This window comes from Streptomyces sp. NPDC002853, from assembly GCF_053591915.1.
This window is the reverse complement of sequence record NZ_JBSFUS010000002.1, coordinates 139,613-165,287: the sequence shown is the minus strand read 5'-3', so window position 1 is coordinate 165,287 and position 25,675 is coordinate 139,613. Positions and strand designations below refer to the sequence as shown.

The 25,675-nt window shown below is 65.8% G+C and carries 15 protein-coding genes; 5 read left to right on the top strand and 10 right to left on the bottom strand.

From position 1 onward, the window contains the following. Positions 1-696 carry a 7-cyano-7-deazaguanine synthase QueC gene (gene queC / locus ACWD02_RS05160; RefSeq protein ID WP_451204647.1) on the bottom strand — a complete coding sequence of 232 codons (696 nt, stop codon included), beginning with the start codon at positions 694-696 and terminating at the stop codon, positions 1-3. 202 nt (positions 697-898) lie between these two features. Here queC and ACWD02_RS05155 point away from each other — a divergent pair, with 202 nt between their 5' ends. From ACWD02_RS05155 to dbpB (ACWD02_RS05140), 4 genes are read left to right on the top strand one after another with little or no spacing between them, the layout of a single operon-like run. Next, the gene (locus ACWD02_RS05155; protein WP_451204645.1) at positions 899-1,720 is read left to right on the top strand and encodes a hypothetical protein; all 822 of its coding nucleotides are present in this window, start codon (positions 899-901) and stop codon (positions 1,718-1,720) included. Continuing rightward, positions 1,717-2,859 carry a DGQHR domain-containing protein DpdB gene (gene dbpB, locus ACWD02_RS05150; RefSeq protein ID WP_451204643.1) on the top strand — a complete coding sequence of 381 codons (1,143 nt, stop codon included), beginning with the start codon at positions 1,717-1,719 and terminating at the stop codon, positions 2,857-2,859. Before ACWD02_RS05155 ends, dbpB (ACWD02_RS05150) begins: the two co-directional genes overlap by 4 nt. Continuing rightward, on the top strand, positions 2,856-4,079 hold the full coding sequence (dpdA, locus tag ACWD02_RS05145; protein ID WP_451204641.1) for a tRNA-guanine transglycosylase DpdA: 1,224 nt from the start codon (positions 2,856-2,858) through the stop codon (positions 4,077-4,079). Before dbpB (ACWD02_RS05150) ends, dpdA begins: the two co-directional genes overlap by 4 nt. Before the next feature lie 47 nt (positions 4,080-4,126). Beyond that, the gene (dbpB, locus tag ACWD02_RS05140) at positions 4,127-5,221 is read left to right on the top strand and encodes a DGQHR domain-containing protein DpdB (RefSeq protein ID WP_451204639.1); all 1,095 of its coding nucleotides are present in this window, start codon (positions 4,127-4,129) and stop codon (positions 5,219-5,221) included. 66 nt (positions 5,222-5,287) lie between these two features. Here dbpB (ACWD02_RS05140) and dpdD read toward each other — a convergent pair whose 3' ends face one another. From dpdD to dpdE, 8 genes are read right to left on the bottom strand one after another with little or no spacing between them, the layout of a single operon-like run. Beyond that, positions 5,288-7,321, bottom strand: coding sequence for a protein DpdD (gene dpdD, locus ACWD02_RS05135; protein ID WP_451204637.1), 2,034 nt, complete (start codon positions 7,319-7,321; stop codon positions 5,288-5,290). Then, positions 7,318-7,836, bottom strand: coding sequence for a phospholipase D-like domain-containing protein DpdK (gene dpdK, locus ACWD02_RS05130; protein ID WP_451204635.1), 519 nt, complete (start codon positions 7,834-7,836; stop codon positions 7,318-7,320). Before dpdK ends, dpdD begins: the two co-directional genes overlap by 4 nt. Next, positions 7,833-12,335: a protein DpdJ gene (dpdJ, locus tag ACWD02_RS05125; protein WP_451204633.1), complete on the bottom strand. Its 4,503-nt coding sequence runs from the start codon at positions 12,333-12,335 to the stop codon at positions 7,833-7,835. The genes dpdK and dpdJ overlap by 4 nt, the downstream gene beginning before the upstream one ends. Next, positions 12,332-13,018 (bottom strand): hypothetical protein, encoded by a 687-nt coding sequence (locus ACWD02_RS05120; RefSeq protein WP_451204631.1) that lies wholly within the window; start codon positions 13,016-13,018, stop codon positions 12,332-12,334. Before ACWD02_RS05120 ends, dpdJ begins: the two co-directional genes overlap by 4 nt. After that, on the bottom strand, positions 13,015-16,110 hold the full coding sequence (dpdH, locus tag ACWD02_RS05115) for a protein DpdH (protein WP_451204628.1): 3,096 nt from the start codon (positions 16,108-16,110) through the stop codon (positions 13,015-13,017). The genes ACWD02_RS05120 and dpdH overlap by 4 nt, the downstream gene beginning before the upstream one ends. Beyond that, a complete protein-coding gene (gene dpdG / locus ACWD02_RS05110) occupies positions 16,103-17,035 on the bottom strand; it encodes a protein DpdG (RefSeq protein ID WP_451204626.1) in 933 nt (310 codons plus the stop codon). The genes dpdH and dpdG overlap by 8 nt, the downstream gene beginning before the upstream one ends. Beyond that, complete coding sequence (dpdF, locus tag ACWD02_RS05105; protein WP_451204624.1) at positions 17,035-19,635, bottom strand: protein DpdF; 2,601 nt, start codon at positions 19,633-19,635, stop codon at positions 17,035-17,037. The genes dpdG and dpdF overlap by 1 nt, the downstream gene beginning before the upstream one ends. Continuing rightward, positions 19,625-22,900, bottom strand: a complete 3,276-nt coding sequence (gene dpdE, locus ACWD02_RS05100) for a protein DpdE (RefSeq protein ID WP_451204622.1) — start codon at positions 22,898-22,900, stop codon at positions 19,625-19,627. The genes dpdF and dpdE overlap by 11 nt, the downstream gene beginning before the upstream one ends. Positions 22,901-23,376: 476 nt before the next feature. Between dpdE and ACWD02_RS05095 the strand changes: the two genes are divergently transcribed. Next, the gene (locus ACWD02_RS05095) at positions 23,377-23,910 is read left to right on the top strand and encodes a VUT family protein (RefSeq protein WP_451204620.1); all 534 of its coding nucleotides are present in this window, start codon (positions 23,377-23,379) and stop codon (positions 23,908-23,910) included. A 1,046-nt stretch (positions 23,911-24,956) separates the two neighbouring features. Here ACWD02_RS05095 and ACWD02_RS05090 read toward each other — a convergent pair. Then, positions 24,957-25,622: a helix-turn-helix transcriptional regulator gene (locus ACWD02_RS05090; RefSeq protein WP_451204618.1), complete on the bottom strand. Its 666-nt coding sequence runs from the start codon at positions 25,620-25,622 to the stop codon at positions 24,957-24,959. Between the last annotated feature and the right edge of the window lie 53 nt (positions 25,623-25,675).

The following is a 25,675-nucleotide window of genomic DNA, read 5'->3' as shown; positions in this document are numbered from 1 at the left end:
TCAGGCGCCCTGGTACTGCACGGGATCGGTGGAACCTGCCTCGGCGAAGCCCTTCAGGCGCAGCAGGCAGGTCTCGCAGTGACCGCAGGCACGTCCCTGTTCGTCGGGGTCGTAGCAGCTGGAGGTGATGGAGTAATCCACCCCCAGGCGCAAGCCCTCGCGCACGATGTCTGCCTTCGACATTTCCATGAGCGGTGAGTGGATCTTGAGCTGTTGGGTTCCCTCGACGCCGGCGCGGGTCGCCAGGTTGGCCATCTTCGCGTAGGCGTCGATGTACTCGGGGCGGCAGTCCGGGTAGCCGCTGTAGTCGACAGCAGTCACACCGGTGAAGATGTCACTGGCGTTGACGGTTTCGGCGTACGCCAGAGCAAACGAGAGGAAGATCGTGTTGCGTGCTGGCACGTAAGTGATCGGCACGCCGCCTTCCTCGGTGTGGTCCAGGGAGTCGTGCTTGGGTACGTCGATGTCGGAGGTCAGCGCGGATCCGCCGAAAACTCGCAGGTCAATGTCAGCAATGACGTGCCGGGCAGCGCCCTGGGCCTCGACGACGCGCTTGGCGGCCTCGAGTTCCACGCTGTGGCGCTGGCCGTAGCGGAAGCTGAGGGCGTACGGCGTGTAGCCCTGGTCCTTCGCGATGGCCAGAACCGTGGTCGAGTCCAGACCGCCACTCAGCAGAACGATCGCAGGACGTCCCATGCCTTACTCCCTAGTTAGACCGTTGTGTACGCGTGCAGCCTAGCGTGACAACTGACAGGTAGAGTAACCGCCATCAAGTACTAGTTATGAGTGTCGGGAGTCGAGCCGCGTGGGGCAACTATCACTGGTGGTTACGTGTACTGACCGCAAGGCCGGTAGCCCGGACGCAGCGCTGTGTGCCAGAAACCTGCCGGCAGGCAGTGTGAAACAACGCTCCGACAACTGGCAGAAGCGCATGCAGGGCGCGACCGCGCGCGGCGGGTCTTCCCTGCCCGTGCTCGCGGATCTCTACCGTGGTGATCACTGGACGCGATCGCGCCGACTGGTGACGGCGGCCTCGGCTGCGGGCTACCAGGCGGAACTGTGGGTGGCGTCGGCCGGGCTGGGCCTGCAGCAGGTGGAGCCGCAGACGTACAGGGCGCCTGCTTATGCGGCAACGTTCAGTACCCGGCACACCGACTCCGTGGCCACGTCTACCGCGGAAAACGCTCAGTGGTGGGGTCATCTGCAAGCGGGAACCGGCCAAGCCACGCTCCAGGAGCTCGGCCGGCGTGGGCCGGTACTCATGGTCTTGTCCGAGGTCTATGCGGGTGCCATGGAAGGGGAACTCCTCTCTCTGGGAAAACTCGGGGGCGAGTCGCTGCTCATCGGCGGCGTGCGCGAGATCCCCGGAGTGCACCGCGTGCGGTCCGACGCCGGGCTGAGCCGGGCGCTGGGGGGCACCTTGACGAGCTTGAACGTGCGCATGGCTGCGTCGTGGCTCGAGCACGCCAGGGGCAGCGCGCTCACCGCACCGGCAACGCAGAAGGCCTGGCACGAGTGGGCCGCAGCCACCACGAAGCCAGTGCAGTTCAGCCGAGAGCCCATGTCGGATGAAGACGTGATCGTCTTCATCGAGAACGAGACGGCGAAACTGCCGGGCATTTCCCGAACGCGGCTGCTGCGGGCTTTGCGCGACAGCGGGCGAGCCTGTGAGCAGAGCAGGTTTGCGAATCTCTACAAGAGGACCATGGGGGAGCGGTGACAGAAGACGTCATCAGACGCAGGGCCCTGCGGATCGAGCAGAATCCGGGCATCCCGCTGTACGTGTTTGCGCTCGAAGCGGGTGAGATTGACCGGGTCGCCGATGTCGCCCGGATCTCTCGTGACGAAGCGGGCAAACTGTTCGGGTACCAGAGGCCCGAGAAGAAGCAGCACGTGAAGCAGATCCTGGAGTACCTCGACAGCGAGGACGTGCTGTTCCCCAACGGTCTGATCCTTGCCCTGCCGGCCTCGGTGCGGTTCAGAGGGAGCCGAGGGCCGAACAGCACGGACGGCCTGTCCACGATCGGGACGCTGGAGATCTTCCTGCCCGAGTCGCCCAGCGCTCCCCGGCCTGCCTTCATCGTGGACGGCCAGCAGCGTAGCCTGGCGCTCGCGCGTACCCGGAGATCCAAACTGCCCGTCATGGTGGCTGGCTTTGTCGCCGAGGACATCGACGTGCAGCGGGACCAGTTCCTGCGCGTCAACACGGTGTCGCCCCTGCCCGGCAACCTGGTGACGGAACTCCTTCCCGAGGTACACACCAAACTCCCGACCAAGCTGTCTGCGAAGAAGCTTCCTTCTGTCCTGGTAAATGCGCTGAATCAGGACGCCGATTCCCCTTTCAAGGGACTGATCAAGCAGGCGTCGACTACCACGGACAAGCGATCCAGCGCCGTGGTGAAGGACAACAGCCTGATCTCGGCCATCGAGGAATCCCTGAAACCGTCGGGCGCCCTTTTCCCGTACAAGAATCTCTCGAACGGGACGGTCGACACCGCCACGATCCGCAGCATCCTCATCACCTACTGGAGCGCGGTGCGGGACACCTTCCCCGAGGCCTGGGGTGTGTCACCGACCAAGAGCCGCCTCATGCACGGTGTCGGTATCCGCTCGATGGGGCGACTCATGGACCGAGTCATGGACCGGGTCCTCGCCGTCGCCGAACCGGGTTCGCCGGAGGCTTACGAACGGGTCAAGGCCGAGTTGGCGCTCATCGCTCCCCACTGCCATTGGAGCAAGGGGCGTTGGCCTGAACTCAACACCCCCTGGGACGAACTGCAGAACACGCCGCGGCATATCAGTACCCTTTCGAACCTTTTGATTCGTATCTACTTTCAGTCAAGGACCAGCGCGTCGTGAAGTTCTATTTTCCGGACAGTCAGGACCAAGTCAGCCCGAGTTACGACTTCCTTAACGACGAGTACTCTGTATTTCGCGTCCGACAGCGTGATGACCGCTACGCGCACCAGGTGGTAACTCCCGCCCCGTACAAGGGAATACTGGTCAGCAAGGCAATCGTCGACGGCTCTGTCAAAGGCGCGGGAAAGTACACTGCCCCCCAGCGACAGCGGCTTTACCGCCTCGGCGTCCGCAACTTCTTCAGGCTTCCCGACGGGATGGACAGCCTCGGGGACTGCGGCGCATTCAACTATATTGATGAGAAGATCCCCCCTTATTCAGTTGAAGAAGTCCTCGACTTCTATGAAGGTTGTCAGTTCGATGAGGGCGTCAGCATCGACCATGTGATCTTCGGCTACAAGCCAGAGGCCACCGACGCCGAAGTCGATCCGGCATGGGCCGAGCGCCGACGTATCTCGCTCAATCTCGCCGAGGACTTCCTGGCCGGCATCGAGGCCCGCAAGAGCAAGGTCATCCCCCTCGGGGCCGCCCAGGGGTGGAGCCCGGCCAGTTATGCCGACAGCGTGGCCCAACTCCAGGACATGGGGTACAAGCGCATCGCCCTGGGCGGCATGGTCCCTCTCAAGACGCACGAGATCATGGCCTGCCTCGACAAGATCGAAGAGATCCGCGACAAGGACAACACCAAACTGCACCTGCTGGGGATCACCCGCATCGGCAGCATGGAAGAGTTCTCCAAACGCGGAGTGTCCAGCTTCGACAGCACCTCTGCCTTCCGGCAGGCCTTCATGGACGAGCGCAACAACTTCCACACCGCCGAGGACACCTACACGGCCGTGAGGGTTCCCCAGGTCGACGGGAACCCCGCGCTAAAGAGGCAGATCCTGGCGGGAGTGGTCTCCCAGTCTGCCGCCATCAAGGCGGAGCGGGAATGCCTCCACGCCTTGCGTGCATACGGCAACGAGCAACTGGGACTGGACGAGGCCATGGCGGCGTTGGAGACCTATTTGACTCTCGTTGACGAGAAAAAGTGGATCAAATACCACGATAAGTACAAGAAAACCCTGGCCGACCGGCCCTGGAAGCACTGCTCCTGCCTTCTCTGCGAGGACCTGGGCGTCGAGATCGTCATCTTCCGCGGCACCGAACGGAACAAGCGCCGCGGATTTCACAACATGACCGTCCTCCAGGCGAAGATGAGCCGGCTCAACTTCACGTGAACACCTGAACCGCCCGATGTCTACGAACTGCCCACCTAGGAGATGATGTGGCCGACCGATACGCGTTGCGACTCCCTGCCCTGCAAGTGAATCAAGGCGACAAGCAGATCTACTGCTTCGCGGTCGACGGCAAGAAGTTGCACGACTTCACCGCCGTCTCCCGGATTCGCCGCGACGACGAGAAGCAACTGCAGGGGTATCAGCGACCCGAAGCCCTCAGCCACATCCGGGCAATCCGCCGCTACCTCGAGTCCGACGGGGCGATGCTGCCCAACGCCCTGGTCCTGGCCTTTGACGAGCGGGTGGAGTTCGTTGCGGGTCGGCCCAGCAAGGGTATCGACTACGCCGTCCCGGGCGAGTTGATCATCCCCGTCGACGAGTCGCTCGCCGAGCACGAAAAGCCGGCCTGGCTCGTGGACGGCCAGCAGCGCAGTGCCGCGATCCGGGACGCCGACCTCGCGGAGTTCCCCGTCGCGGCGGTGGGGTTCATTGCCTCCCAGGAGGAGCAGCGGTCGCAGTTCATCCTTGTTAACTCGACCAAGCCGCTGCCCAAGGGTCTGGTGTACGAACTGCTGCCCGAGACGACTGGCCAACTGCCCCGCTCGTACGCGCGCCGCCAACTCGCGGCGAAGATCATGGTCCTGCTGAACATGGGGGAGGGCCCCTTCAGCGGAAGGATCAGCAGTCCTACCTCGCCCGGCGGCAACATCAAGGACAACAGCGTTCTGAAGATGCTGGAGCACAGCATCTACGAGGGCGCCCTGTACCAGTACCGCAATGCCGAGGACGGCACCGGCGACGAAGAGGCGATGCTGGCGCACCTGCTGTCCTTCTGGAAGCCCGTGGCGAGCATGTTCGAGGACGCGTGGAGCAAGCCCCCCAAGGAGTCGAGGCTGACCCACGGCGTGGGCATCCAGGCCATGGGCTTCGTCATGGACCGGCTCACCGCGGACGTCCCCTATAACAAGGTCAACTGGGACAAGGTCCGCATCACTCTGCGCGGCCTGGAAGGCAACGTCGCCTGGACGTCGGGCACCTGGACGTTTGCAGATGGCCAGGAACGCCGCTGGAACAGCCTCCAGAACACGGCCAGCGACGTGCGGCTGCTCAGCAGCCACCTGCAGGCCTGGGCCAGCAAGTAGTCGTCACACCTTCCTGCTCACCCACCGGTGGCCTCCCCCACGAAAACGGGGGAGGCCACCGGTGCGTCAGCGGCTTCCTGCAGCGGAGCGGAGGCCAGTCACCGCTGCGCGCAGCATGGATGCCGAACCGCTGCCGTCCGCATAGAAGATGTGGTGGGTACGGGCGTGCTGCGTAATGAAGCCGGTCGCCGCGTGCTTCGCGCAGCGCGTCGCGATGACAACCAGATCAGCTGAGCGCGCCTTCTGCCGGAGTTGGGCACTGCCGACGTGGTCGCTGGCCAGGGCGGCGTCCACCGCGGGGGCAAGCTGCTTGATCTCCTCGGCGCAGCGCGTCAGTACGGCTTCGTCCAGGGAATACAGCAGCACCTTCATGGGCGGCATATCAGAGAGCAGCGACTCCTGGTCGCCGTCGGAGGCAGTCCGCTCCTGCCAGGAGAACGAGATGGCCATTTCCCCTGAAAGACGCTTGGCGAACGCCAGGTCTGCTTCGTTGAGCCGGCCCTGGTGGCGCCACAGCGGCTCCAGCAGGTCGTAGGCGAGCGTGGTGCGGGCCTGCTCGTGCGGGCAGGCGGCCAGGAACAGGCGATCGACGAAGTCCAGTGCAATGGCGGCTCGTTCGGGGGAGACCCATCGACTGCGATAGGCGCCGATCTCATCGAGCAACTCGGCGTAAGTCTGAGCGGAGGGGGCAGCACGGAGGGCGATCTCCGCGAGTGCCTGGAGCGCGGCGAGATCCCCCGGGCCGAACCGGTCGAAGGCGACCGCGTTCCGGACGAACGCATGGGCTGTCCGGCCGGCGGGGGCCTCATATCCGACGGCTTCGATGAACGCCCCAACTGCCCGCCAGGCCTCCTCGGCAGCTTGATTCTCCAATCCGTCCAGCAGCTCGGCCAGGACTGCATCGTGGTCTGCTGGTGGGGGCCATGCGGTCCAACTGCGCTCTTTGATGGCCCAAGTGCCCTCGCTGCTACCAGCGGCTACGGCAGCGAGGAAGGTCGGCCAGGAGCCCACGGTCTGCCCGGTTTGCGGCGTGTCCTCTGCAGCAACCAGCGGCTCGGGATCCGCTTCGGCGGTAGGCGCTGCCGCTGCATCGCCTGCAGCCAGGACGCGCTGAGCGTCCTGCCAGAGCAGTGGAGGCAATGCGTCGATTCGGGCTTGGTCCTGCACGGCTTCCACGAGACGACGCAGGGCAGAGAGGTCCTCAAGGACGGTGGCCGCCAGCAGCAGCACGGAGAGGGCCGGGGCGCCGAACTTGCCTCCAGCGCTATCCAGCAAGGCAGGGACGAACCGTCCTCGTTCCTCAAGCCTTCCCCGCGCCGTCGGGAGATCGCCCTCTGCGAGAGGCTGCTCCAGCGCCGCGTACACGGCGTTCAGGATTGCTTCCTTGACTGGGAAGGGGAGGTCTTGCTGGACGGCATCGGCCAGTTCAGGGAGTTGGAGGATCTCCTCGCTGCGGCCGAGCCGATCAAGCCGCTTGATCCTCAAGTTTGCGAGGTTGGCCGCAGTGACACCCGCCGCTGCCAGATGGTCAAGCACCGCGTTCGAGGCCGCCTCGGCTCCCGCGGACAGGGAAGCGTCGAACTCGGCCAGGAGCCGACCGACCGGCTTGGCCACCCGCCACATCCTGGGGGGACGGCGTGCCTGAGTCCTTTGCATCAGCTCCAAGGCCCCGGCCAGATTTCGGCGGTGCTCGAGGGTGCGCCCTGTCTCCAGACGGAACGTGGTCCGGTCGCCGGCGTAGTCGCGGATGGCCTGCTCGACGGGGTCGGCGGGGTCCAGCCAGACGGGCTGGATGCCGACCCGCTCGTCATACGTGATGTAGGTGGGGCCGGCGAAGGCTCGGATCAACTCAGCTGTTTTGGCCCGTTCTCTGGGTTCCCGCGCGATGACGTAGACAACGAAGCGATCACGGTCCGTATAGGCGCGCGGGAGCACAGCAGGGGCATCGTCGCCGCGGCGAAGGGCCTCGACGAACGGCAGGGTGCGGTCCTTGAAGCGGTAGTCCGGTTCGAGGCCCGGCCAGACGCCGTTTCCTGCGCCGAAGAAGCGTTTCAGGAACGCTTCGAGGGCCTCTTGCCGCTCCTGCTGGGTCTGCGTCACGAGCCACTCCTCCACCGCTGTGCCAGGTCCAGCCGCGCCTGGCCGGCATCCGGCCCGCCCACCTTGTAGGTGACCAGTTCATCGTTCTTGGCCATGCCGCGCACCGTGTAGTTCATCGACCCGGTGAGAATCCACTCCTGCCCGCACAGGGTTTTCTCGTGGACGTCGGGGTCGCGCTGGATGCGCACTCGCTCCACGCCGGGTGCGCTGATCCGCCGCAGGAAAGCATCGTTGTGCGGATCCGGACGCGTGATCACGTGCACGCGGGCCCCTGCGCCGGCGATGCGCAGGAGGGTGTCAGACAGCCGCCATCCGCTGGGCGGGACGTCGCCGAAGAAGGCGTCATAGGTGCCGTGGCTGTTGTCGATCACCTGAATGTCGGTGATCCACGGCGAGACCAGCCACAGGTCGTTGCTCGGGTTGAGTATCTCGGCCATCAGCGCAGCGGACAGTATCGAGTCGATGCGCAGCCCTGTGCGGGCGCTGGTGCGTACGGTTCTGGTCAGATCCTTCACTGGGTTGCCTCCCGCAACTCCACCCGTACACGGAGCTCGTCTCGATGTCTGGCGTAGCCGCGGATCTCGCCGTGGACGCGCAAGACGTCCCGGTACACCGGCAGGGCCGGCACGCGAACCAGCGCCTTGGCCAGGGCGTACGAGGCGTCTGCGGGACAGATGAGGTCGGCGGCTCCGCTGTCGGACATCGCCTCTTGGTAGGCCAGGTCCCAGTCGCTGGCGGTGACATCGACCTGGGGCAGACGGTCGTCGTGCGCCTCGCGCACCAGGAGGCGATCCAGTACCGGCGCTTCCGCGTAGGGCTGATAGTGCTGGAGATCTTGCGTGCGGGCTTGCCGTCCGCGCGGCCAGAGCATGCTGAAGGCCTGGTCGGCCGTCAGTTGCTTGGATCCGCCGGCGTTCAACTGCTTGTCGCCCACGGCGAAAGCAATGACGTTCGCATCGACTTCAACTCCGAGCCTCTGCTCCAGCTTGCTCCACGCGTCCACCATGGCCAGGGCCTGCGCATCAGTGTCGGGTCCGGTCCCCGGCCGAAGGAGGCGAGTAGACAACGCTGATACCGCCGTGCGACGGGGGCGGCCGTCCAACTGCTCCCATGCCGCCAGCAGAATGTTCAGGGCCTCCTGGGCCGACTCGGCATCTTCGGCTGCTCGCAATGCGTGCATGGCTTCGGCGGCATCTCCCTGCGGCTCGTCGGTCAGGTGACGAAGCAGCCGGGTAAGGGTGGCATCTACGTACTCGTAGTCGCTGGGGGCGAACGCGCTGGTGACAAGCGCCCAGAAACGGCGCGGGTCCCCTCCGTAGAAGCGCGCCAGGCTCTCGACAACGCCCAGGCCCCCCATGGAGGTCTCGCTGAGCCACACGACAGCCGGTTCGCCGCTGGCAGCACCCGGCACTACGTCGACAATCAGGTCCCCGTCCTGGGCGTCGGGGCAGGCGCGCTGCGCGGCGGCGAGGATCGCCGCAGCCACGGTATCGCGATAGGCGCGCTGCGCCAGGTCCGCCGTGCGCGCAGCGATGTCCGGGTCGACGAGGTGTTCGGCCGCTCTGTCAATGGCGGCGACAACCCGTGCATCGCGCAGCAACTCCGTGAGCCCGTCGATCAGCCGCGCATTGTCGAGGGCATGGTCAGAGTCGTTGGTGTCGCGATAGAGGGCGCTCAGGATGCGGGGCAGTTCCCCGGTCCACGCTCCGTCAGCGAGCGATGCTCGAATCTCCCGGGCTGTATGCGATTGCTTGAGGCCTTCGAGTGCGAAGGCAGTGAGATAGACCTGCCCTAGCCACGCGCGCTGGAACTTGTTCGCGACATCATCGAGTGCAGGGTCCTCGGCAAAGGTCTGCGAGAACGCCAGCGACCGCCACTGCGGTGACGCAAGGTACTCCCTGACCGCGGGCTCCTCGGTATTCAGGGGCCGGAGCAGGATCTGCACGGCGTCGACCCCCAGTCTGAAGCCGAGGGCAGCTGGCTTGCCGTGCAACTCGTAATAGATTTTGCGGGTCTCGACTTCACCGCGCTCGAGCGCCACCTGGCAGTCGGCGCCGATGGTCATGCGCCGCATCTCGATGGGATTGCCGGCGGCGTGCGTGCCGAAGCGAACGGCCTGCACGCGCTCGTGCCACAGCGAGGGGTTGGGAATGTCCGCCGGGGCCGGCGGCGCCTCATCGGACACGACGATCTGCGTGCCCCAGAGGGGAATCCCCTGTGACCGGTCGGAGACTTCCGGGCCTGGCTGCTCCAGGTTCAACTGGGTGGGCCGAAAGACCTGGAGTCCCTCCGGCGCGTGCCCCTCGGGATGCCAGGTGCCCTCGGGATCGGCATGCTGCACGATCTGGGGCAGCGGCAAGGTGTCGCTGCCGGCGGGCGGCACCGGCAGCCACGTGCGGTGTTCGTCACGGCGGTGCCCGAAGCGCCGGCTGACGCGCCCTGGTACGGCCTCGCGCAGCGCTCGGGCGATGGGCAACTGCTCCAACGTGTCGTTCGTGGTGAACGGCAGCAGCAGTTCGACCTCGGGCAGGTTCAGCGGCTCGAAGAGCGAGCGCGTGATGAACTCGGGAAGCAGAGAGCCTTCCTTGGCGCCCGGTTCAATGCGCTGAAACGACCAGTCACTGCGCAGCCGGCGCAGCGCGGTGGGAACGACCGACAGCAGCAGTGATCGAGGCTGCTCCCACAGCAGGGCCTGTACCTCGTCTGCGCTGATCTGCAGCGCCCTTCCCAGGTGCTGGGCGAGATCGTCCTGCAGGTCAGGCTTGTCGAGGATCGCCTGCAGCAGGGAGGTCAGCATGTCGTGGCCTGGCCGGTCCTCGTCGCGCACGGTGTGGCCGGTGGGGGCTTTGAGTATCTTGCGGGGGTCGGCCCACAGTTTCTTCGAACGGAGCTTGCCGCCCGCCCAGTCCAGCAGGGATTGCGTGGCTTGGATCTTGAGAACGAAGCGGTTACCGATGGGCAGCCTTCGGGCAGGCACCTGCGGCGCGAAGAGGGTCTCGTAGGCCTGGTAGGCGAGCCGGTCCCGGCCGTAGTCCGAGAGGGTGACCACCGTCATCGGCCGGGTGCCGCGCTCTCGGCCGGCACGGCCGCGCCGCTGGATGAACGAGGCTGCATCGCGGGGCGCTTTGTGCTGGAGCACCAGGCCCACGCGTGGATCGTTGAAGCCGACTTCCAGGGACGCGGTCGCGACGGTCAGGTTCGCGTTGTGATCCACTCCGACGTCCTGGGAGGACGTGCGGCCGACATGCAGGTGGTGGAGCTGCAGGGTGGGGTCGAGGTCGTGGCCGATCTTTTCGGCGATGTCCCAGGATTGGCCGTCCAGATAGCGAGCGGCGTGTTCGTTGCGTTCTGAGGAGCGCAGGCCCGCAAGGACGGGCTTGCGGCCGTTGCGTCGGCCGGCCCGGTTCTGGCCGCCTTCCGCATCGCGCAGGTCGTTGTAGAAGCGGTTGGTGACGTCCAGGTCGTCCGTGAACAGGAAGCCGGTGGAGCCGTACAGGTACTGCCTCATGTCCAGGTCAAGCATGCGGCCGTGGAGCATGGCCGTCTGGATCGAGGTGGACAGCAGGCTTGTTCCTGACACTGGGTCACCGCGCAGGGCCAGGGCGTATTCGCGGCCTTCGGACTGCATGGCCTCTTCGGCCGGTTCAATCGGGTCGACGTCGCCTGGCCGCAGACCGACCAGTTGCGCAAAGAATTTGTCCGCGTCGCGCAGCGTTGCCGACAGACCGACGAATGTCATGGGGCGGCGGGCGGCCTCACGCCAGCGGCGCAGCAGCAGTGCCACCTGCGCGCCGTGCAGGCCGCTGTAGGTGTGCACCTCATCCAGCAGCACAAGAGAGGGAGCGGAGTGGCTGCCGCGCCAGCCGAGCAGCCACCCCAGATAGCTGTTGCCGCTGGAATGGTTCAGCATCTCCGTCGTGGTGAACAGCAGATCCGGCGGGTTCTTCTTGAGGGATTCCCGGGTGAGCGCAAGGCGCCCGTCCTGCAGGGTGTAGCCGCACCGGGTGCAGGTCAGCTGCTCACGGCCGCGTCTGCGGTCCTCATCGGTCCACTGGAGTTCCCCCGTGCCGCAGGACGGGGTGGGGCAGGGCAGGAACGGGCACACCACGCCATGGGGAGTGCGCTTCCAGGCAGTGGCCATCCCGGAGTCCGGTTCGAGTCTGCGGTCCCGGGCATTCCACGGGGTGTCGCCGTAGAGCGCACCGACTCGGATGGGACGGCGCCTGCTCTCGCGCAGCGCCGCCTCGATGTCGTCCACCGAGCGGATCGACTCGCGCAGTTGGTCGCGCAAGAGTTCTTTGCGCGGATAGAGCGCCAGGGTGTGCACGCGCTTTGCCGCCCCTGGGTGGGCGTGTTGGGCCATTGCAGCGAAGGCCGGCAGGTAAAACGCGAGTGTCTTGCCGCTACCGGTACCGGCGCCGACGATGATCCCCTTGGACCGGTCGGAGTTGAGTGAGGTGAACACCGAGCGGGTGGCTTCCAGTTGGAAGCGCGCCAGCTTGCGGCCCTGCAACTGGGCGGTCGCGACGTGGCTTTGCACCTCCCCCCAGTGGGGCAGCTGAGCCAGTTCGCCGAGGGCGTCGGATGCCGGGATATCCCGGTGGGGATAGCGTCGCGGCGCTACGTGCAGCCGGTAGTCGGCGACCAGGCGGCGTTGGTGCTGCCACCAGCCGGGCTGTTCCTCTTGCGCCCAGCCGCCTCGGTCAAAGAGCTGCCGGAGCCCGGTGGTGAGCCTAAGTGACTCCGCCAGGCGGGTGCGATACCGCGGCGGTGAAGTCACGGGCACTGGCACCTCGAACAGCAGGGCGCGGAGCAGGAACTCCTCCAGTACGGCGTCGGCGGACATGCCCGTCGGGGCGGCCTCGTGACTGTGCAGGAGAGTGTCGATGGTCTCGATCACTTCGGCCCTGGAGAGGGCGGTCTCCGTGACTCCCCAGTTCAGCAGGGGCAGTTCGTGGTTTTCGAGGTGGTTGAGGAGTTCGTTCGCGAAGCGAATGTCGAGTTGTTCTGTCACGCTCCGCTCCTCTGCAGGGTGATGTGGATGTCCATCTCGAACTGGCGTAGCAGCGCAATGTCGCTGTCGGTGATGTCGCGGAGCGTGGGGTTGGGGCGTTTTTCCAGCACGTCCAGGAGGTCCAGCAGCTCGCCGGGGGGATCGCTCTTGTCGTGCAGGGACTCCGCGAGGAGGGCGTACATGCCGGTGAAGAGGGTGAGGTCTGCCTTGGACAGGTTCTTGGTGGCGACGGCCTGGCGGAGGTCCTTCTCTCGGGTGCGTGCAGCTTCGCGTTCTTCGCGCGACAGGATGGGGATACGGGCCAAGGGAAGAGCGGCGACCTGTGTTGTGGCCCAGTTGGCCCAAGCCGCGCTGCTCTCCGCTTTGAGCCTGCTCGCGGATTCCTGCACCTTCTTCCTGGCCGTGTTGAAGACCGCGTCACTGGGCAGCCCGTTCAGGGCCTTGCGTTCGAAGGCGGAGCGCGCGGCGTCGATGCCGGACAGGTCGGGCTGGTGCGCCGCGCCCAAGGCGGCCAGCGCGTGGCTCAGCTCCACCTGGGTCCTGAGTTCGGCCAGGCCCGCCCGCAATTCCCTCGAGCGGCTCAGCACGCGAGCCGCCTCTTTCTCCCCGACGGCGCCTGCCGCGATCTGGCGGGCACGGTTTTGCAGGTGCACGGCCTTGTCATACACGGACACGTTGGTCACCGGTCTTCCCCGTCGTCTGTGGCGGACGGAACGGCGGTGAGTGCCTGCCACTCCGCACAGATTTGCCCTACGTCTTCTGCCGCACTGTCGCCTGCCGATCCGCTGGATCGTGACTGCGCGCTGGCCAGTGCCGCATCCAGCCAGTCGTCGCTGGCCACGAGCAGTTGTTGAATCAGGATGAGCGAGTCGCCGCGGTCCTTGACCGCTGCAACCACGCCGGCCTTGTGCACCGTCGCGGAGTCGGAAGTGGTGTCGTTGGCCTTGGCCAGGTCGTCTTCAAGTGCCGAGACGGTCTTCCAGTCCGCGCTCTTGGCGCCCTGGAGGAGCGCGTCGAATCGGCGTGTCTGCTCGGCCGTCAGCGGCAGCCCGACCTCTCGGGCCGCGCTGAGAGCGTCCCGGAGCGCCGCCATGGTCTGGACGCCGGTAGTGCCACGCGGTTGACGGCTGCGGATGGAGTCGAGCAACTCCGTGTGGCGGTGCAGTTGGTCCTCGACGATGGTCGTCCAGGACGCGAACCCGGTGACGGCCAGCCGCGCCCATTTGGGAACATCCAACGCCTGAAGATTCCAGTCCCACACGGAGGCGGCTTTGTCGAGTAGAGGCAGGACGCGGGCGGCATCGACCATGTTCACGCCGCCGATGCCTTGGGCGATGCCGACGGCATGGCGCAGTTGCCGCACGAGATCGGGCCGCGCCTGGAGGTGTCCCTGGAGCAGGTCCATCCACTTCCTTGGGCGGATCCCGGCGTCCTCGCGACGCCATTCTTGCCCCTCGTCGAGCGCCGCGGCCAGGAGTTGAGAAGGGGTCATGCCAGGCCAGGCCGTGCCCGCCAGCGCCGCCCCGAGCAGCGATGCGCGCAAACCCGCGACGAGGTGATCGTCGGTGATCTGCACGTGGCGCTGCAGCCGTGCAGTGAGATCTCGTCCGTGCTGCTCTGCCAGGAACGCCAGCCTTCGGATGTCCTCAGCTCGTGCCGGGAAGCCCCGATCCGCTCTGAGTAGACTGTCGAAGAACCAACTGTCCTTGGGGCGGCGGGAGAACGTGATGGGGGCATCTTCGACGCCGGCCAGGCTTTCCTTGGCTCCCTCGATGGACACGACGGTCGCCTTCGTCGGCCACGCGGCCTTACGCAGATCGGTGCTGCCCACCTCGCGCATCAGCGGTGCGTTCCACTGGTAGCGCTGCACGACGGCAGCGGAGACGACGGTGCGGATCCGGTTTGCGGTGGCGGTATCCAGGCCGCCTTCGAGGGTTACCCAGTCATCTACCGTCTCCAGCATTCGCTGTAGTTCGCCGGGAAGCGCGTCGCGTCGGTTGTTGGCGTCCGTGCCGGGTTTCTTCGCACCGTCGTCGGTCTGCCCCGAGCGGGGGGGAGAGGCAGTGGGACGGCGTTGTCCTGTCTCGCCGCCCAGCGGCTCCAGAGCGAAGGCTTCCAGGATGGTGGGGTGGAGGTCGGCGGCGTGCTCAGGGGCATCTCCCCAGAACTCGAGCGCGAGGTTGCGTCGTTCCGCAGAGGCAGGGTCGTGCTCGGCCACGTAGCCGAGCACGTCACGACTGACCGGCGGGTCGAGCTTCGTGGGCCGGAAGCGTTGCCGGAACGCGGGATCGGGGAACTCACCTTGCCGGATGGCCGTGGCGTGTTCGACCAGGACCGGTCGCACGACGCTTCCCAGCACGACACGGGGGTTGAAGGACCAGGGTTTGTGCTGGTCTGCCGTTGAATGGACGGCCCTGATGAGGGAGGACTCGTTGAACGGGTACAGCCCGAAGCCATCATCGGTTGCCCCGAATGCTGCGTGGCACTCGGTCCGAAACGAACAGCTCAGGCATTTGTTGGGGACCTCACTGGGGGGTGTGCGCTCGAGTTCGTCGCGGCCCACCCGCCCGGCGTTCAGGTACCGGCCGACGAACGAGGCGATCTCTGTGCGTCCGGTCTCCTCGGGGCTGAAGGGCACATCCAGGTGGTAGACGTAGCCCGTGCCGGCTTGGATGCGGGTCAGGGCGGTCTCGTCCAGGGACTGGAAGTAGCCGGTTGTCACGGCCATGAGGGTGCGGATAGGTGCGAGGGTTGTTCTGCCCTCACGGTGGGCTGCCTCTACGACGGCATCCAGGAGGTCTCGCTGGACCCCTTGGATGAGGGCGAAGTCCTCGATGAGAAGGACGATCTCCTTGCCCTGGCGGTGATATTCCTCGCGGACCTGTGTCATCGCGTCGAGGAGGCGGCCGGCTCCCAGGTTCGCGGCGCTCTTGATGGCCGCTTCGAGGTGCTTGTTGAGCAGGTCGACGGCAATGCCTTGTAGGTCGCCGCGGGTGCTGATGGTGCCGAGCAGGCGTTGCGCCATACCGGAGGCGGATTGGATGTCGCGGATGTCGAGTGGAAGGTCGCTGACGCTGAAGCCCTCGGGGCGGTCCGCTTGCCCGTCCCGGCGATTGTGGATGAGCTGGTGGGCCAGTTCGGGCACGAAATTGCCCGGTGCGAGCAGTTCCGCCCGGACATGAGGGTCGAGGAGTACCGCTGCCAGCTTGCCCGGGCCGACGAGCATGCGGGCCAGGGGGCGTGATTCCGAGTGGGGAGGGGTGGCTTCGAGTGCCTCGCTCAGCTCATTGAGGATGCGCCGTGCCAGGGACTCCTCGTCGATGCCTTCAGTGAACCTGTTGATGTCATCTTTGAGTTGTGCCAGCTCCGTGCTGTGTGCTTTCGCGATGAGCGTGCTGACGACAGCCTTGAGGCTGGTCTTGGACTTTTCGAGGTAGATGACCTCACGCTGGTCTGCTCCTTCCTTCATCTCGGCCAACTCTTCGCGTACCCATCGGACAAGATGCGACTTGCCCGAGCCGGAGTCGCCGACGACAGGCATGAGCAGGGCGCCGCTGTCCGCGCGGAGCGCCATGAACTCTGTGAGGACTGCCCTCTCGCCGATCGGATCGCCCTCGATGGCGATCTCTTTCCCGTCCATGATCCGTGCGCGCTTGATCCGTAGCGGGGCGTGTGTGGCCAAGAAGACTGCCCTCGACGGGCTGACTGCCTCGGTGTTGATGGTGGAGGCTGCCACTGCTGGGTCCCAGCAGAGCACTCCGCGAAAGTCAGCCATCGATGGGCTCCAGGATGGTGATGTCGCTGATGGGCCGGGGGCTTCCGGGCCGTTCGGGGTCGTGCAGCAGGAGGATTTTCCGGGCGTCGTCGTTGTGTTCGAGTCGAAGCCACTTCTCGTCGTGGCCACGCAGCAGAGCAAAGGAGAGCGCAGTGCCGGCCACGCTGTCACCCGGGCTGGGGATCCCTACCGCAAGTGAGTGTGCGCCGCCAGGCAGGACCGGCAGGTGTTCGCGCAGCATCTGCAGGGCCTCGACGGCCTTCACGCGTTGGCCCGGCTGCCACAGTTCGAGCACGGACTGCCTGACGGCAAGCGTGCAGTCCGGGACGAGCGGGCCGCGGCCGTCAGTACGAAAGACAGGCGCGGCAGCAAGCCCGAGGGCGGTGGCCCAGTACCCGAACCGGAGCCAGCGAGTTTCATTGGTGAAGAGGGGAAGCACCTCTTCCTTCAACAGTTTGCGGTCTCTGCCGTCCTCCTGATCCAGGAGTTGCTGTGCGGCGACCCAGTGGATCGGTCGTTCCATGGGGTCGCGCATGAGGAACCAGGCCAGCGCACGGGTCAGGTCCTTGGGCCCCGTCGCGTCGTTGTCGGCACCCAGATCCTTGTTGTAGTCCGCTTTGAGGACGGCGCGACGCAGGATGCGGGTGTAGGTCTCCAGATCATCGCTGCTGGCCAGATCTCTGGTTGGTCCGTTCAGCGAGAGCTCTTGCTGGCCGGTATCGACCTGCGCCAACTCCAGGGCCTTGAGGGAAGCGATGGCACAGTCGAAGGGAGGCCTGGTCGAGGTGTCCTCTGTACGCAGGGACGGTGGACTGACCAGCGCCCGTGCCTCCTCCACAGCGATGCTCTTGCCCCAATAGGTAAGCAGTCGCACGAGCGCCCATGTCTGGGAGGGGATGGCTGCGTCGACGTTCAAGAGAGTCATCAGAGTTCCTCCAGGGCACGGCGGATCGACAGGTTCGCCGGGTGGACATCGACGAGGGGGGTACCTCGGCGTTCTGGATGCTGCATGACCCTGGGGTGGATCAAGTAGGTCGGTGCATCCCAGGCGAAGCGTTGAGTGATCTGAGGCCCTGGGTGGTCTGTGCCCGGATCGGCCATCCAGATGACGGGGCCTGCCCAGTCCGAGAGGAGAGCGCCGTCGTCGTCGAAGATCACCGTGCGGGTGTGTGCTGTTGCCTGGAGTTGGCTTCTGAGACGATTGTCCAGGCCCGGTCCTCCGACGACGCAGATCCTGCGGCGGACCAGGCTTTCCACCAGGCGTGCCGCCAGGGTCTGGTCGTCGGCGTCTGCCCACCACAGGCTGAGGCAATGTCGGTTCCCGAAGTAGGGCAGCAAGGGCAGGCGCCCGGGCGCCCCGGGAGTTGGGAGTAGTGGGCGCGGCTCCCCGGCGAGTCGGTAGAACCCCGCGGGAAGGAGTTCGGCGGCGGCCCGACAGTGGGGGCACCCCCGGCAGGTGACCCCGGTGCGGCGGTAGCCGTCGCCGTGCGGGATTCGGTAATACGCCCCCAGTACATCGCCGGTGCACTGATCGCGTCGCAGAGTGGCCTTCAGCTCCCGGAGGGCCGACCTCCGCCCATCCAGCAGCTTGCGGCGCTCAGCTTCAAATCGCACGGCAAATTGCTCGGGGTTTCTCGCGTCGGAGTCGAGGAGCTGCACGTCTGCATAGCCGTCAGCGCTGGCGTAGAACAGGTCAAGGCGCGCTCTCCAGGACGTATCTGATTCGCCCTCATTGATGACGGGCGCTTGTGGAGGATGAACGGCCAGGATCCCCGATCGCATCATGATGTTCAGGATCCGGATGTTCCATTTCCGGTTGCGCTGAAAGCCCTCGTTCATGTCAGGAGGGTAGGAATCGAGACTCACCCGGTGACGCTCGTGGATCGTCTCTCGGGTATGGAACATCGCCTCCCACCGCTGCCATGCGCGCGGGGCGCCGATGATCACATCGTCGCTCATCCGGTTGGCGATGATCTCGTCCTTGCGCGTGGTGGCCAGGTAGGCGATGGAAGGGCTTCCATTGCGCCCGGCTCGGCCCACTTCCTGGTAGTAGCGGTCCACCGTTTCCGGCAGACAGGCGTGCACCACCGTCTTGACGTCGTCGAGATCCACACCCAGACCGAAGGCGGAGGTGCCCACCACGACGTCGTATTGCGTCGGCACATCGCCCTCTGTGGTCCTGCCGGTCCATCCTTCCAGGGCATCGCGCCGTTGCGGATCGGTGGACTCACCCGTGACGCTCGCTACGCGGCGAAGACCGTGGCCACGCAGCCGGCTCGCCCACTCCTGCGCGTCGATGACCTTGGTCGTGTAGAGAATCATCGGCTTCGGCAGGTACGACACGGCCTCCAGGACGGCGGCCTGACGATCGTCCTCGTTCGGGAAGATGTCGAGGTAGTAGCTCGGCTCGTGACGTAGTTGGGATGCCCACACGATCTCGGCCTGCTGCGGCGAAGCGAACAGTGTGTCGAGCGTCTGCACCTGCTGACCCGTGAGCGTCGCGCTCATCGCCACGGTCGCCGGCTGCCGACCCTCTGGCGCCTTGCTGAGCCAGATACGGCGGTGAGTGGACATGGTCTGGAACGCGGTGCGGAAACTGTTGCCCCATTGCTCGACCAGATGGGCTTCGTCGATCACGAAGTAGTTGAACAGCCCCGCCTCGGCTGCGTCCTCCAAGGGCCCTTTCAGGCTCTTCACGAGAGCCTCGGGCGAAGTGAAAACCAACCGTTGGCGGCCCGTAGAGATGTCCTCCCGTATGAGCCGTCGATCTTCTTCGGGCAGTCCGCTGGTGTAGGCGTACCGGCGTGTGGGGCTGTGCGGCCCGTGCTCGTCAAGGATCTTGAAGGCACGCCGCTCCAGGTCGGCTGCGAGAACACTCGTGGGTACCACGATCACCGATACACCCCTGCTCTTGCTGGCCAGGAGCGCGGGCGCCATCGCTACGGCGGTTTTTCCGTGCCCTGTGGGAAGGCAGATGACCGTGGTACTTCCCGGCTCGGCGAGCGCGATGGCCCTGGCGGCCTGCCGCTGGCCGGCCGAGACGTAGTGGCTGTGGACGTCACCGAGGGCGGTGGTGAAGAACGGGTCGGCCGGGTAGGAGTCCAGCTTGCGGCGGTGGGGTGAGTCCTCACCGAGATAGATCTGGCGAAGGTCTTCTTGCGCTGCCTGGCGGGAAACGGCGTCCGGCACGGGCGGGTGCCACGGCAGCGCGCTCACCCACAAGTTGGCGCCGCCATCGCGCACCGCCGTCTGACAGTGCATGTCTTCCCACTGCTGGCGCGTGGGCAGCCACGGGAGGAGCGGAACTGTAAACCCGGAGGTGTTCTCTCGCGCTTGAGCTTCGAGCAGGATCTGCCGGGTGAGCGAGGCCAGGTCCCGCCACCCGCCGGATTCACCGGTCAGAGCGTCACGGAGCCTGCGCAATGTCCCTCTCGCCCCGGGAAGCTCCGGGAGGTGCTGGAGGTTTCGGTGCTGAGACAGGTGGTCGAAGAGCGTCTTGGCGCCGGTCCAGTTGTCAGTCGCCACGCTGGATCCTCCTGAGCCCGTGCTTCACCAGGCATGTCGCCGCCACGAGGCGAACCGTCGGGTTGCTCAGTCCCTGTACCAGCGCGTCGGTGATGGCAACATCCAGCAGGTAATTCTCCTTCTCTCCCAGTAGTCGACCAGCTGCCTGGCGTGCTTCTGCCTGGCCCTTCGCTACGGACAGGCGCTGGCGTCCCTGCTGCTGGGCCACGGCGCACGTGTCGGCCAAGCTCGTCACCCGCTTGAGTTCTGCTCGAGCCACTGCCTCGGCACCCCGGGCAGAAGTCGCGTATCCGGCCTGCCCGTCGAACAGTTCCATCAACTCGTGGATGTTTTTGGAGTTGTAGTTGTGATCCGTGGCGCGGTAGGGGGCCTGCAGCCACCTCCGGGTATCCCCGTTTGCCAGGGCTTCGGACGCTCCGGCCAGAACCCACACCTTCAGTGTGAACGGCGGGAGGAGCCGCTCGGCCTGGCGCCGCAACGCCGTTTCCGCGTCGCGGGGCTGCCGAACGAGCGGCAGCGTCAGCGTGAGCGCCGAAGAGATGTCAGCTTCGACGAGGTAGTCAAAGCCGAAGTAGGGCTCAGGCTCCCCGCGATGACTCGCCTGCGCGCGCCAAAAGGCCGTCGCCTGACCGCGGTCGTCGCACCAGACAACGCTGGCGAGTGTGTCGACCAGCCGGTTTCCGATGCGGAACAGCCGGGTGCCGGGAGCCTTGAGTGCCTCCGAGCGACTGCACGTGCCCTTGGCCATCTCCTCCGTGAGGTTCGCGCGGTCATAGAGGTGAGGTGAGATGAGGGGACGTGACTTCAGGTCGAAGACCTCGCACATCACGTCATTGATCTTGCGTTCGGTGTGACGGAGTTTGATTCCGTCCGAACTGTCCCGTCCGGTGTATCCGAGCAGGCTGTTGCGGGTGGTGGCCCAGTCGGCGTCGAAGGTAGCCAGCCGTTCGGCGAAGTCGATGTCGTGGGGCGATGTGTCGAAGATCGACTCAAGGGTGTCCATGCTGTCGATCTCGCGGCGGGCCTGGGTGAGTTGCTCCTGAACCGCCTCGGCAAAGTCCGGCAGACCTTCCGGCCCGTGCTCGAGTGCCTGTGCCCAGACAGCGGCGAGGCCCTCGGCAATGGCGTCTTGCAGCGTGGACACCGACCCGTCGAAGATGTGGTACCCGCCGGTGAGCAGCGAGAGCCACTCGTCGCTGTGGGCTTCGGCGTCCGTGAGAACGTACTGGCGTGGTGCCTGGCGCTGCTCGTTGGATTCGACGTAACGGTCGGTGCGGCCCAGACGCTGTTCCAGTTGGTTGGGTGACCACGGCAGGCGAACGTGGACCACGGACCGGGCTGCCTGGAGGTTCAGGCCGTCCTCCGCGGAGTCGTCGGCAATGAGAACGGCAGCCCTTCCTACGGGCTTTCGCCACGAGGCAGTCGCAGTTTCAGACGCGTCGGTGCCTGCGCTGCGGGTGTGCTCGAAGAAGCTCACCTTGGGGAAGCGGCTTCGCAGGCGCGCGGTGAGTGTCGAGGCAAGGGAGCCGGGACCGCAGAAGACGGCGATGCGGCCTCCCTTGCGCAGGGCGGGAAGGAGGGCGTCGATGAGGTCGTCGAGTTCCCGGGCTCCGTTTCCCGTGCTATCCGACTCGAGGTTCTCCAGAGTCGCGGCTTCGTGCGGTGCCACGGGCACGCTGGAGAGGTACCTCCGCTCCCGGGCGCTGAGGCCGGCACGCTCAGCGGCGCCTTTGTCGCGGCGCACCCGCCATCGCAGGGCGTCCAGATAGTCGGCAGATGAGCCGCCGAGACGGGAGGCGAGCACGGCCAGGGCCAGCGCGTAGTCGGTGCGCCTGCTCTCCAGACCCTCGTCGAGAAGATGACCCCACAGTTGGGTCTGCCACGCCAGGAGGCTGTCGGTGGCCGGGGAGTATGACTGGGCCGTCAGCTTTTCCGGCTCGGCGCGGCCGCGCACCTCGTAGGCGACGGCTGCCGAGTCGTCATTCTGGCGCAGGACGTTCGACCTGCGGTTCCTGATCACCCGGCGGTGCAGCCGGTACGTTTCGCTGATGTGCGCTCGAAGAGCGGTCACGCGCGCCTCGAGATCAGGCATCCTCGTCTCGTCGCGGAGGCCTTCGTACATGTCGAGCAGGTCGAGCACGTCAGCTGCGAGGTGCGCAAAGCGGGAGTCCTCGGGGGGCAGCAGCTCCTTGATCATGTCGATCGTGGACGGCAGCAGCGGGTGGAATTCCGCGTCGAGGCTGAGAACGTGGTTTGCCAACTCGGCCCGGTGTTTGTAGAGCTTTGCGAACTCCTCCTTCTCGCTCCACTTGTAGACGTCGGGATCGAGCAGGTGCAGGAGCCCCAGGTGCGTGGTGTGGCTGGAGGTGACGGGTGTGGCGGACAGCAGGAGGAGCCTTGGCGTGGAGTGCGCGAGATCCCGCAGTTGGCGATAGGTGGGGTCCGTTTCGTCGCGGTCCTGGACCAGCCGGTGGGCTTCGTCGACTACGACGAGATCACTGTCGTGATGCTGTTCCCACAGTTCGGGAGAGTCGTGGGAGATGATCTTTACGCGCCTGGGGAAGTCGTCCGTGAAGAACTTCGCACGCAGTTCAGCCATCCACTGCCGGCGCAAGGCGTCGGGGACGAGGAACGTCACGCGTGCCTGTGGATTGTCGATCAAGGTCTGTAGCGCCACGTACGAGGCTTCGATCGTCTTGCCGAGTCCGACTTCGTCGGCAAGGAGATACCGCTGGACGGGGTCGGAGAGCACAGTCAGCGCGGCGCGGACCTGGTGGGGATAGATCTCGGCGGCGGCTGCCAGGAGAGCTGGGGTGCTGGCGCTGGCTGCCCGCTGAGCGACCAGGTTGTGCAGCATGGGGATGCGGGCGTTGTAAAGATGCCCGGATTCGTTGCCGCCGGACACAAGGACCTCAAGAGGGTCGCGCACCGGCTTGTTCCAGCGGACACGGAGTTCGGTTTCGGGCACCGGCATGTCGTAGTCGGCGTTGGGGAACCGGACGAAGTAACCGTCGGGGGTCGTGTCCAGGATACGACCGGCCATCCACTCGCCCGTGCTGGGATTGTGCCGGAACGCTCGCGTTTGAGCGGCTAGCCTTACCCGCTTGCATGCGACCGCGGGGACGGTCTGGGACTCGATCGTGGGCTCGGCGGTGGACTCGAAGAAGTCCACGCGCAGCGAGCCATCGGTGATCGCGCCTACCCGTCCGATTCCTGGGCCCCCCTGGAACTCGACGAGGTGTCCAACTGCGAAGCCCGAAGCCATCTTCTGGTTGCCCCCACCTGCTCGTATGACCGTGCTGATGAGCCTAAACGGAGGCACCGACAACCACGTCGAAGATGGCGGATATGGGTTCGCATGGACATTCGAGGGTGGCTGGTAGGTGCCGGGCTCCCCGCCATTCGTCGCACGGCGTACTTGTCTAAAGCGGTGCGAAATGGGTCAGTTAGTGGTGTGGGTGCCTATCAGGCTGCATATGACGATGGCTCAATCCCGCCCATGCTCATGGCTGGGTCCTGACGAGCACAGCCGGCCCGAGGCATCCAGCCGGTCTCTCCCACAAGGCGTCGCTCTGGTGGTCCTCACCACTGCCGCAGCCGAAAGCCGGGCTGACCTGCAGCTTCGCAATCCACCGCATCAATGTCAGTGGCATGAGCTGTACTGTCTGGGCGCCACCCGCCTTCGCTCCGCTCAGCGCAGGCGGGTCGGGCTCCTGCCATACCAAGAAAGAAAAGAAGACTGTGAACGTCCCCGCTCCAGCCGGCATAGCCACGCTCGTCGCCTACATCGCCACCATCCCGGCCGCCAACTTGGCCGTCACTCACATCGGTGCTTTGCCCGTCGGCTTCGGCTACGACGCTCCAGCCGGCGTCTACATGGTTGGCCTGGCCCTTGTACTCCGCGACCTCGCTCGTGAGGCCGCGGGCCGCAAGGCAATCCTCGCGGCGATAGCCCTCGGCACGGTCGTCTCCTACTTCCTCGCCGACCCGGCCCTGGCCTTCGCGTCGGCAGCCGCGTTCGCCGTCGCTGAGACGATGGACTTCGCCGTCTACGAGCCGCTTCGCACGCGCGGCCTCCTCGTCGCCATGCTCGCCTCGAACGCGGTAGGACTCCTCGCCGACAGCCTGATATTCCTCAAGATGGCCTTCGGTTCCTTCGAGTACCTGCCAGGCCAGATCCTTGGAAAGGCCTGGATGACGCTCGGCGCGGTCGCGGTGCTGGCGCTCCTGCGCCGCCGGAAGTCGGCAGCGGTAGAAGCCCTACCTCGCCCATAGAGTTGGGCGATCGGCAACTGTGGGTGGCTCCCTGCCCTTTGGGCAACAGCTCATGGCAAGACCCCCGGTCTACCAGTGCGCCTGATGACGTAACAAAAATTGGATGACGGTACCCGTAAATCCAGGGATCCCGCATGATCGGCTTGTCTTGCCAGCTGACCTTCGGTAGCGTCTTCGACATCAAAGTGGGCCCCACCGTGCACTGCACGGTGGGGCCCACTTTTGCGTCTCCTCATGCCTGAGGCGATGCGAGTGTCGCGCCGCTGCCTTCAGGTTTGCGAGGCCGGGAAGGCTGTGGCGTGCTCAACGATAGGACAACTCATGGCCACCAACCATGGCACAGCAGACGGCAAACAGTCACCCCCGGACTCGGGGCTGCAGATCAGCTTCGGACCAGGCCTGGAGGTCAAGTTCGGGCGACGCACCTTGCTCTCGGTGTACGCCTCGCCCGTAATCTTCATGGGAGGATCCATCCTGTTGGGGATGGTTGGGTGGAACTTTTGGCCGATCCTTTAGGCCCTGAGGTAGGGGGCGGCTGGGGGGGGCGACCGCCCCCCAGCCGTGTACGAGGGCGAGGTGACCAGCCGACGGCTACTGCTGGGTCCTTGCGTGCTCCTACGGTGCCACTGACCGGATTCAATGAATCGTTCGACCACGTCACGGGCCTGGTCGGCGATTACCGTGGCGAGGTCGACGCCGGGCTCCAGCCGGATCGCGTCCAACAGGGACGTCCCCGGCCTACACCAGACGTCCGTCCTTTGCCCGGGTCAGCAGCCCGCCCACCAGTGCACGACGAAGGCAGAAGACGTCGATCCAGGCCCCGGGCGATCCCGGGGTACAGGGTCCCGCGCCTGCGGTAGGCAACGTTGTCCCCTTCCTCACCTTTCCGCCTTGAAGACGCTCATGGCTGCCGTGCACGACTTCGCGGGCATCTCCACTTCCAGGGCTGGAGAGCGGGAGTGACGCCGTGTGCTCCAGGCGCTCGCGCTGACCTTCAGGCAGGGCCTGCCAGGCCGCCGGGGTCCGCTGCTTGGGCAGTCAGGGGTTTACGGCTGAGGGAGGGCGCCGCGGTCTTGTGCGGCTTTCACTGCCACGTGGCGTTTCCATTGGGTGCGGCCGCCGCGGCCGCGGGTGCGTATGTCGGGTGTCGGCAGCTCCGGGATGTTGCCTTGGGAGCGGGCGCTGGAGAAGGATTTCATGCTGCTGTATCCGAGGAGTGCGGCTACTTGGCTGGTGTCCAGGAGCTCCTCGGGGTCGCCGGCGGCCGAGACGTCGGGCAGCGGGGGGTGTTCGGCGGTGGTGCGCTTGCCCTTCCCCGGGCGGTTGTCGATCCAGGTGAGGATGGTGCCCAGCCGGTACTTGCCGTCTTGGTCGGGTTCGGGGAAGTAACCGGGGTGATGCCGGATGTAATTGTTGATCGAGGATGTGGACTTGTGACCGAGCAGCCGAGCCACTTCGCCCTTGGTCAGGAGCTTGTCCGGGTCGTCGCGTCGTACCGCGGCGGGCACGTGCAGCCGGGGCTTGGCACGCTCCCGGGCTGCGAAGAAGGCCTCGACCTCCTTCGCGGCCCAGAACTTTTTTCGGCCCTCGACGTGGTGGACCGCGGGGAAACCGCTGCCGGGGTCGTTGCTCCACTCGCTGATACGGGACTTGCTCGTGCCGTAGCGTTCCACGATCTGTGTGGAGTCGACGAGTTCGTCGGCGCCGGCCATGCTTTTCCCCTTGCGCGTCAGTGTTTGGTGGCGGCGCCCGACAAAGCGCTCAT